Origin of the sequence: Subsaximicrobium wynnwilliamsii, from assembly GCF_007997225.1 — a bacterium.
GTDB classification, from domain to species: domain Bacteria; phylum Bacteroidota; class Bacteroidia; order Flavobacteriales; family Flavobacteriaceae; genus Psychroserpens; species Psychroserpens wynnwilliamsii.
On record NZ_VORM01000054.1, the window covers coordinates 1 to 6,795 of the forward strand.

7 protein-coding genes are annotated in these 6,795 nt (G+C 33.0%); 1 reads left to right on the forward strand and 6 read right to left on the reverse strand.

Annotated elements, in window-relative coordinates:
• Window positions 1–161: IS3 family transposase (locus ESY88_RS21975; protein WP_147088277.1), on the forward strand; the 161-nt coding region annotated here is incomplete at its 5' end.
• On the opposite strand, the gene ESY88_RS20060 is transcribed toward ESY88_RS21975, so the two are convergent.
• The 6 genes from ESY88_RS20060 to ESY88_RS20085 form a co-directional block, all read right to left on the reverse strand.
• On the reverse strand, window positions 145–1,158 hold the full coding sequence (locus ESY88_RS20060; RefSeq protein WP_147088474.1) for a hypothetical protein: 1,014 nt from the start codon (window positions 1,156–1,158) through the stop codon (window positions 145–147). The genes ESY88_RS21975 and ESY88_RS20060 overlap by 17 nt on opposite strands.
• A gap of 428 nt (window positions 1,159–1,586) precedes the next feature.
• Window positions 1,587–2,126: a hypothetical protein gene (locus ESY88_RS20065; protein ID WP_147088475.1), complete on the reverse strand. Its 540-nt coding sequence runs from the start codon at window positions 2,124–2,126 to the stop codon at window positions 1,587–1,589.
• 154 nt (window positions 2,127–2,280) lie between these two features.
• Window positions 2,281–2,820: a hypothetical protein gene (locus tag ESY88_RS20070; protein WP_147088476.1), complete on the reverse strand. Its 540-nt coding sequence runs from the start codon at window positions 2,818–2,820 to the stop codon at window positions 2,281–2,283.
• Window positions 2,821–3,297: 477 nt separating this feature from the next.
• Window positions 3,298–3,534 carry a hypothetical protein gene (locus ESY88_RS20075; protein ID WP_147088477.1) on the reverse strand — a complete coding sequence of 79 codons (237 nt, stop codon included), beginning with the start codon at window positions 3,532–3,534 and terminating at the stop codon, window positions 3,298–3,300.
• 175 nt (window positions 3,535–3,709) lie between these two features.
• Window positions 3,710–4,252 (reverse strand): DUF6705 family protein, encoded by a 543-nt coding sequence (locus ESY88_RS20080; RefSeq protein ID WP_147088478.1) that lies wholly within the window; start codon window positions 4,250–4,252, stop codon window positions 3,710–3,712.
• Between the two features lie 12 nt (window positions 4,253–4,264).
• Window positions 4,265–5,944 (reverse strand): hypothetical protein, encoded by a 1,680-nt coding sequence (locus ESY88_RS20085; RefSeq protein ID WP_147088479.1) that lies wholly within the window; start codon window positions 5,942–5,944, stop codon window positions 4,265–4,267.
• Between the last annotated feature and the right edge of the window lie 851 nt (window positions 5,945–6,795).

The window sequence follows — 6,795 nt, forward strand, 5'->3', positions numbered from 1 at the left end:
GTACAAATAGATATAGATTTGCGTCGAGTGAACAGCTGCATGCGTGCCTGGTAGAATATATAAGCTGGTACAACACCAAAAGGATCCATTCAACCTTGGGGTATAGAACACCATTGGAAATGCAACTAGAATTAGAAAATTTAATCAATAAAGCGGCTTAATAAAAATAGTCACGCTTTTTGTAGGAATTCCAATTAATCCTCCCATACTTTGACCGAGTACAACATTAGGTTCAGTACTACCTGCTAATGCCTTTTGGTCGTTAACCCATTTTATAACCTCCTCTAAAACATAAGCATTACGTTGTATAAAATCTGTACCACTGTCCCAATTAACGTAGATGATATCGTAGTCTACTGCTGTATTGTTTATTGTTAAATTTTCTAATTCATTACTGCCTGATTGAAAAATAGATTGAAAAAAACTATTAATATCATTATCTCCAATACTACCACCTTGTCCCATTAAGCCAGTGTCCAAACCTTCGGCAACAATTAAAGGTTTTTGCATTGTACAGTTAGCACTGCCATAAGCTATTTGTAATGTTGCAGAGCCAAAAACACCTTGAAACGATTTAGTAGAAGTAATAGGCTCTTCTTGTATGGCGCAATTTGGTTTTCTTGCTTGTGCATTATTATTGTCAACTTGGGTAACTTTTACTTTTTGTCTGCAATATTTATATTGTCCGTTGCTTAAGCGCACTCTGTATGTCCATGTATAAGTACCAATATTTGTATAATTTGTAGATGCTAAATTACCATTGCTTAAATTTTTATAACCTGTATTATTACCAAAATCTATGGCAATATCAGTAATAGCAGTGTTACTATGCCATAAGGTTGTAGGTAGCTTAACCTCTACATTACTTTTACTAATGGCAAAAACAGGTGAGACTATTGCAAAGGAAAGTTTGTTGTCGTATGGGTTTTGCCAAATGCCATTGATATATTTATCATTGACAACACTAATTTTGTTGTTGCTCAATGCATTTATATTGATTTTAGAGTAATTGAAAAACAACCCATTTAATACAATAGATGCTTTGTTGTTGAGTTTAGCATTATTATTCTGTTGTTTCTGTAAGTTTTTCCATTCTGTGAGTTCTTGTTGAGGCGATTCAATGCCACTAACATTTAATTGGGTAGCAGAAGACACCATTGAGTTATAAATTAAATTGTAACGCTCTATGTCTAAATAGTTCGTACTGCGCAACACACCATCAAATTGTGAAACGTCTATAAGGTCAAAACCATAATCTAGAAGAATATGGTTGGGTATTCTATTTTTTTTCTAAAAGAGAGAATTTTTGATTAATGTCTGATGCAAGAGATGTATTGATGTTTTGTGAGTATCCTATTTGAAAAACTCCAATAAAGAGCAATACTATTATCAATTTATAGTTTGTGTAATAGTTATTGTAAAATTTAATGTAATTGTAGTTTAAAAATTTCATAATTTTGAAGATTAGATTAGACAAAGTTGAACGGTTGTTTAATTTGATTTTTTTTTCTGAAAGACTGTTGCGTCTTACGTAACGGTCTTTCTTTTTCGGTTTAGTTTTTAAATCATAGTTAGCGGTTTTTAAATTAATTAGTATAGTTCATATCAAAGCGACCATCTGTTATATGGACTTCATTGCCATCATTATCAATCACTGTAAACTCGAAAGAGCCAGAAATTATAAAATTATCTTGGTCAAAATTGGTTATTATTAAAGTTCCTGGATTTTCATCAGTTGTAACACTATTAGAAATTATGCCTCCACCGATTAAATATTTACCTATAAAATTACCGCTTTGCTCAGATTTTAATAAATAATTGGTTTCAATAATATTAGGGACATCGAGTGCTCCCAATAAAATTGATTTCAGTTCATTACCACCACCTTTGCTAGCCGATATGCCTAAAGTATAAGCACCATTAACAAATTGGTAAAATGCACTCGGTGAATTACTACCAAAACTAGGTGGTACAAAAGCTTCTCCATTAATTAGGCAACCAAATGTCTGTTCTCCTGTTTGTGTGGCAGGTGGTAATTGGTCTATTGGGTTTGTAGATTGGTCGTCGTCTTTTTTACAACAGCTTAGTGTTAGTGTAATTGTAAGCAATAAAAGTAGATTTTTCATAGCATAGTGTTTTTTGTAGTAATTAGTTTTACTAATTAAATTAGACAAAGTTGAACGGTTGTTTAATTTGATTTTTTATGAAAGACTGTTGCGTCTATCGTAACGGTCTTTCTTTTTCAGTTTCGTTTTTAAATCATAGTTAGCGGTTTTTAAATTAATTAGTGTAGTTCATGTCAAAGCGACCATTGGTAATGTTAATTTCGCCACCATCGCTATCCAAAACTGTAAACTCAAAAGTCCCTGAAATAATAAAATTATCTGGGTCGAAGTTTGTTATTACTAAAGTTCCAGGGTATTCTGTTGATGAGCTACCACTATAGGTTATTCCACCGCCAATATTGTAATTCCCAAAATAATTATTAGTAATTCTTTCTCTTAAAGTATAATTAGTTTCTTGAATTAATGGCATATCCAAACATCCTATATTAATAGACTTAAGGTTTGGACCTCCACTGATACTTCCATAAATACTTAATGTATAAGCACCATCAACGAATTGGTAAAACGCACTTGGCGAATTACTACCAAAACTAGGTGGTACAAAAGCTTCACCATTAATTAGGCAGCCAAAAGTTTGTTCTCCCGTTTGTGTAGCAGGTGGTAATTGGTCTATTGGATTTTCGGATTGGTCGTCGTCTTTTTTACAACAGCTTAGTGTTAGTGTAATTGTGAGCAATAATAGTAGATTTTTCATATTGATTTAATTTTCTTCTAAAATTAATAATTTGCAATGGTTTGTATTTACGGTTTTCCCGTAATTAATGTTATCATTATGTTAAATTCCACTAATTTATTCACAAACTTGCTCGCGCATTGTGCCTAACGTTTTTGTATATGGTTTGTTGCGTGTTTAAGCACTAAAGTTAGTAAATAAAACACGAACCAAGAAAGTCCGCGAGGACTTTCGTAAGTAGGCAAGAAGCCAGCAATAAATTATATACGGTGTTAGCTTTTAGTGCTTTTTATTCAGCTATTTGGTTTTTCAGATTTTGAGTAAATTCGGACTTTTTTCAATTCCGCAAACTTGCTCAAATTCCGCAATATTTTAAATTCATATTTCGAGTGAACAATTCCGCAACTTGCTAAATTCCGCACGCAATTCTGTTTTTTTATTCAGCCTTCAATTCCGCAAACGAGCAAAAAAAGTCAACCGTAATTTTCATTCCGAATTTTAATTTGAATCCAGAGTTTTATTTTTCCAATAATTAAAATATAGTTTTCCTGTAGCTACAGTCGAACCAATCATTAAAAAGTACATCATTATATAATTTTTTTGAAAAAAACTTTCGGTAAATAAATCGGTAATACTCAAAGTCAATAAAGCAATACTAATAAACCATAATAATCCGAATATAATTAAATGTTTCTTTGTAGGCGTTGTTAAAAAACTTTCTTTTTTATCTTTCATTTTCTTTTTTTAGTTCTGATTTTTCTTGGCATCAAAGCTAACGTCTCTGTATATGAGAAGTAGTAGATAAACAAGCTGTAATTTTTCAGTTTTAAAACAAAAATAGCAGATAAGAATTGAATTTTAAGTTTAGCTCTTAGCTGCTATTTTTTATATACATTGTTGTGGTTAGTTTTTATTGTTTAGTTAAACTTATAGAGGTTGGTAGAGAGAATTCTATTCCATTATCACCAGGTGAGTTTACTCTAACTCCTTCACTACGCCATAAATTTAATGTTGCAGTATTTCCTGAAATAATTTGAAACTCACCAACCATTGATTTTAGACTAACCATATCTTTTATTACAATACTATATTCAGTTGACGATTTGAAGTTGAAAACTAACTTAGAATTAGGAAATGGTTGAATTGAATTAACCTCTGCTATTAAATTTCCATTTTCAATATATTTATATTTTCCGAAAATTGCATCATAGTATCGGGTAGAATTTTCAGGATAATTATACATTTGAAATTCTTGTAATGTTATCTCGAAAGTAGAATTTCCTTCTTCCCATTTCCAAGTACCTATTATTGCATCATGTTCATTGTTTAGGTCTTTTATATAATAGTTGTCTGATGTCATATTTTCAGGTTCTACATCAAAACTATAAACAGTTTGTGCTTTACATATGTAAAAACTAACTGTTACCGCTAATAAAATTATTATTTTTTTCATTGTTATTTTTATTTAATTGCAATTACTTTCTTTAATTGTGTTATCATTCTTTACCTTAAGTTTTGTCCAACTAGTTAAATCATTTCTATCACCTCTATGTAAGGTTAATCCAGAACTAAAGTCTTTTAGTAGTTTAGCAAAGCGTTCTTCGTTTAAATTAATTGAAATATTTGTATCAATTTTGTTTCCTATATTTTGATATAAAGCATCTATAAGAAAATCATCAATTAAAAACTTACTTCCAAACTCAGCAAAGCTGTTTAAATCATTTATGGTTATAGCATATACAGTATCATCATCAGTAGAACTAGCATTACTTCCTGGTGTTGCAACTACCATAACATATTCATCAACGTCTGAAATATTACCGTTAGTATAGAGTTGGTATAATGTGTATAAGTCTGAACCAGAGAAAACAGATAATGAGCCCAAACCGTTATTGAAATGGTTATGGATAAATACATCTACCGGAACATTAGAACTGATACTAACATTAACTCCTCTTTGGTCTGGTTGACTTTCAACTCTGTCTGGAAAAGTGGTATCATCATTATCGTCTGTACTACCAAAATAAGCTATTTCTGTATTGCCTGTAGTATTATTAATTAATTCTTGCATTTTGGTTGCAAAATCAGCACTCAATGACAGATTTTCGAGCAAATTACAATCAGATATTAACTCATCTTCCTCAATGCATTCAGCAAGTGTGTTATCATCTGCAACACAGTCGCAGATTTCTTGACTATTATCGCCAAGCATACAGAATTCATAAGGACTTAAAGCACAATCTCCGTCTAAATCACCAGTTATTTGTTCTGTACATTCTTCGGGTCTTATGGTAACTGTAATCGACGGGTCATCGTCTGTTGGGTCTGGTAAAGAGCCACCTCCTGGATTACCAGTATCGCCAGGGTCATAAGGGTCTTCAATATCCCAATTTTCTTCACAAGCGTACAGAGTCACTTGGTCATAGCCAGGCCATTGAGGACTTGTGCTACATCCTTCACAATCGTCCCATGGCCAATCTCCACAACCACATTTGTAGGCAACAAGTTCGGTAGTTACAACGACAGTCCCTAAACATCCTACAGGATAATCAGAACCATATTGAGCGCCACCACCTCCGCCTGGACCAGAGCCTAATTCAGGGTTTCCCGTGTAACCTTCTTCAAAAGCTTCCTCTGGGTCTGTGTATTGTGTTAAAGTAGCTCTTTTGGACTGCACTTTACCTTGAAAGGGCTTGTCTTTATTGTTTATCCAATACTCAGTTGGTGTATATTTGGTAATGAACAAATCAGATTCACCATTTTTGTATTCAATGGTGAGGTTATAGAATACTGTACTATCGTTTTGGTGTACAATTTTTATTGTATATGAAGTGTAATCACCGAGTGTAGCCTGTTTTATAATATCGGTCTCAATAACAAGCCCAAGTGTATCTGTAGTAGATTTAGCTTGAATATTACCAGTAAACTTTGTGGCTCTATATCTATCTAAATTATATTGAGATTTTAGATTGTTAAAAGTGGTATTGTCGTCATCATAAGATATTGTTTCTATTTGAGGGATTTTAAGTTCTGAGTTTTGCTCAGTAGAAACGTTATCATCTTTTTGACAGGCAATGGCAATAGCGGAAATTCCAAAGAGCAGGATTCCAAATTTTAGATAAGTTTTAATTCGTTTGTGTTTCATACCGTTGATTGTTTTTAAGTTAATGATTTTAAATTTAATTCGAGTTAATTTACTTTCAAATCGATAATGATTGAACTATGTTTCTCATTTAGTCAACTGCCTATCGGTTGGTCAAAATTAACCACAACGCTCTTGAGTATGATTAGTTACGTGTCTCAATCGCTAATTGAGCAAATAAAAACGAACTTGGGCATCCGCGAGGGTTTTTGGAAGAAGAACAAGCCAAGCAATTAATTATACGCGATGTTGCAAGTAGTAATCACGGCTGTTTCTAGTTTAGTTACAATTTGGATTTGAATTGCGTTCTGCTAGGAATTCGTGAGTTCAAAATTCCGCAACCGAGCTAATTCCATAAGATTGGTCAATTCCGCAAGAGTGATTTTCAGCGTTATGGACCGTCTCCGCTAAAGTTTTTAACTCAGCTTGATGTGGTAACGGTCAGTTACACTGTCATCAAAATTCAGTTTTTTTACGATGCATTTAATTCCGCATGAGTGAGTAATTCCGCAACTTGCTTTTTGGCTTCCGTTTCGGATTCCGTTTTCTGTTCTTTAAATACTGTTGGTTAAATTTCTGATTTTGAGTCTTTCTAGAAAGCCCGAGTATTACTTGCAACGTCAGACTGTCTAATAACTTGTTCATACTTTTCAAGAAAGACCCAAGGTCATTTTTTAGCTTTTTTGTATCTTAATAGTATGAAATACATATCTGGCAAAGACAGAAGACAGACCTGCCTCTTCCCCGTTTCCCTGGAAGATTCCATTGACCAATTTAACAGTGTGAGAGCCATTGACCAATTTGTAGAACAGCTTGATCTGGAAAAACTTGGTTTTCGAAGAGACTTCATTGAA

Bases quoted from the DNA above. Each gene is read 5' to 3' on its own strand.
- ESY88_RS20060 (WP_147088474.1), bottom strand. From the start codon at position 1,158: ATGGTGTCTTCTGCTACCCAATTAAATGTTAGTGGCATTGAATCGCCT.
- ESY88_RS20065 (WP_147088475.1), bottom strand. From the start codon at position 2,126: ATGAAAAATCTACTTTTATTGCTTACAATTACACTAACACTAAGCTGT.
- ESY88_RS20070 (WP_147088476.1), bottom strand. From the start codon at position 2,820: ATGAAAAATCTACTATTATTGCTCACAATTACACTAACACTAAGCTGT.
- ESY88_RS20075 (WP_147088477.1), bottom strand. From the start codon at position 3,534: ATGAAAGATAAAAAAGAAAGTTTTTTAACAACGCCTACAAAGAAACAT.
- ESY88_RS20080 (WP_147088478.1), bottom strand. From the start codon at position 4,252: ATGAAAAAAATAATAATTTTATTAGCGGTAACAGTTAGTTTTTACATA.
- ESY88_RS20085 (WP_147088479.1), bottom strand. From the start codon at position 5,944: ATGAAACACAAACGAATTAAAACTTATCTAAAATTTGGAATCCTGCTC.